General features: G+C 64.4%; 2 protein-coding genes and 1 tRNA gene. All 3 read right to left on the bottom strand.

What is annotated here, in order from left to right:
- Positions 1-225 precede the first annotated feature (225 nt).
- Positions 226-1,008 (bottom strand): hypothetical protein, encoded by a 783-nt coding sequence (locus RMO81_RS08060; protein ID WP_310475311.1) that lies wholly within the window; start codon positions 1,006-1,008, stop codon positions 226-228.
- A gap of 79 nt (positions 1,009-1,087) precedes the next feature.
- Positions 1,088-1,163, bottom strand: a tRNA-Ala gene (locus RMO81_RS08055).
- A gap of 92 nt (positions 1,164-1,255) precedes the next feature.
- The coding region (locus tag RMO81_RS08050) for a M20/M25/M40 family metallo-hydrolase (protein ID WP_310475310.1) at positions 1,256-1,831 on the bottom strand (576 nt) is incomplete at its 5' end.

Genomic DNA, 1,831 nt, shown 5'->3' with positions numbered 1-1,831 from the left:
CACCAAATCCTGATCCCCCATGCGGGAGGGCCGCCGATATAGCGCGGCGGCGGCGCTTGTTGGCGTCAGTTGGGCCGGCGGTGATGCCGCGCCGCGCCGTGAGCCAGGTAAAGCCGCCTGACCGGCCAGACAATGGACTGCGATAATGGCTTTCATCGACAGGACGACAGAGAATGGTGAGCGGACGGATGTAGCGGCTCGCCAACCGGCAACCATGTCGCGGAGTCAGAAGCCCAGCACAGCCACCCCGGCCTGCAGGCCATAGTTGAACGGCCGATCGCCGCCGACAGCCACGCTGGGCTTGACCGAAATCTGCATCTGGCCGCCGAACAGCCGGCCAACGTTGGTGCCCAGCGTGACGGCAAGGGCACCAAATGTCTGCTTGCGTTCCCAATCGTAGATCAGCGCCGGATCGATGGTCATGAACAATTTGCGATTGGCCAAGCGCGGCACAACATAGAGATCGAAGGTGGTGGTGTTCACATCGGCGCGGCGGCTGCTGCCGGCAAAGCTGAACTGATGCTGCAGCGCGGGTGCCACGATGGTGCCGTTCTTCAGGAAATAAGCCTGGATGAAAACCGGCTTCAATTGCCATTTGCCGCCGCCCCATTCGTCGCGGCCGGCAGTGGGGGCGATCACCTCCAGTTGTGCGACGCGGCCGCCCTTGCGCGACACGCCGAACACCCGGGTCAGGCGCAGGCTGGCGTCGGACAGGCCCAGCGCCGAATTGCCCAGGGCGTTGGTGGCAGCGAAGGGCACGCGGGCGCGCAGGGTCCAGTAACCGTCGCCAAAGGGTTGTTCGATCGATGTGGCCAACGTGCCGGCCCAGCGGCCACCGCGCAGTTCGAAATGTTCATAGGACGCGCGCAGCGAATTGATCGGGCGGGTGGGATCGGTGCCGTCATTGCCGGCCGCCGCTTCGGCTGCTGGCGCTGGTTCGGTTGCTGGCGCTGCTTCGGCGGTTTGCGCCAACACGGCGGTCGGGAACAGGCCAAGCACGACGAGCATGACACTCGCTGCCAGTGAGATTAGATTTACAAGCATTGGCGGTTTTTGGCATGGCTGGCCTGCCAATGCCATTAGAAACTGGTGGAGCAGAGGGGGATCGAACCCCTGACCTCAGCAGTGCGATTGCTGCGCTCTCCCATCTGAGCTACAGCCCCACACCAGTTTCACCGTCTTGGCAGACGGGCCGTCGATATAGCGCGACAGCGGCGCTTTGCAACGGCTTTTGCGCCATGCGGCGGCGGGGAATTCAGTCGAACCCGTGCGCCAGATACTGTTCTGCAATGGCGGCGTGCAGCGCGGCGCCGCGGGCCATGGCGGTTTCATCGAGGTGCATGTGGGTAGAGTGCAGGCCGCAGCAGGCGCGCCAATCCGTGCCTTCTTCGGCTACGCCCAGGAAGAACATCGCGCCGGGGGTTTTTTCGAGCACATAGGCGAAATCTTCGGCGCCCATGATCGGGTGGGCCAACGTCTGCCACTGATCGTCGCCAAACAGGCGCTTTGTCACCGCTTCGCCCAGTGCCACGGCGCGGCCATCGCAATTGGTGACGGGGAAGCCGGGGATGATCTCCACCGTCGCGCTGGCGCCGTGGGCGGCGGCGATGCCTTGGGCCAGGCCGGGCAGGCCAGCGTGTAGTTTCGCCCGCGTGGCGGCGCTGAGCGTGCGCATGGTGCCATAGAGCATGGCGGTTTCGGGGATCACGTTGTCGGTGGTGCCAGCGCTGATCTGGCCGATGGTGATGACGGCGGGATCGAACACATTCACCTGCCTTGTGACGAACGTCTGCAGTGCCAGCGCGATCTCGCAGGCGATGGGAACCGGATC

It is taken from the genome of Sandarakinorhabdus sp. (assembly GCF_031422795.1).
Taxonomy (GTDB): domain Bacteria; phylum Pseudomonadota; class Alphaproteobacteria; order Sphingomonadales; family Sphingomonadaceae; genus Sandarakinorhabdus.
Note: the sequence above shows the minus strand (reverse complement) of the source record. Positions and strands in the feature narration are given on the sequence as shown.

Excerpts from the sequence above, each read along its gene's own strand:
- RMO81_RS08060 (WP_310475311.1), bottom strand. The coding sequence starts at position 1,008 with ATGCTCGTCGTGCTTGGCCTGTTCCCGACCGCCGTGTTGGCGCAAACC.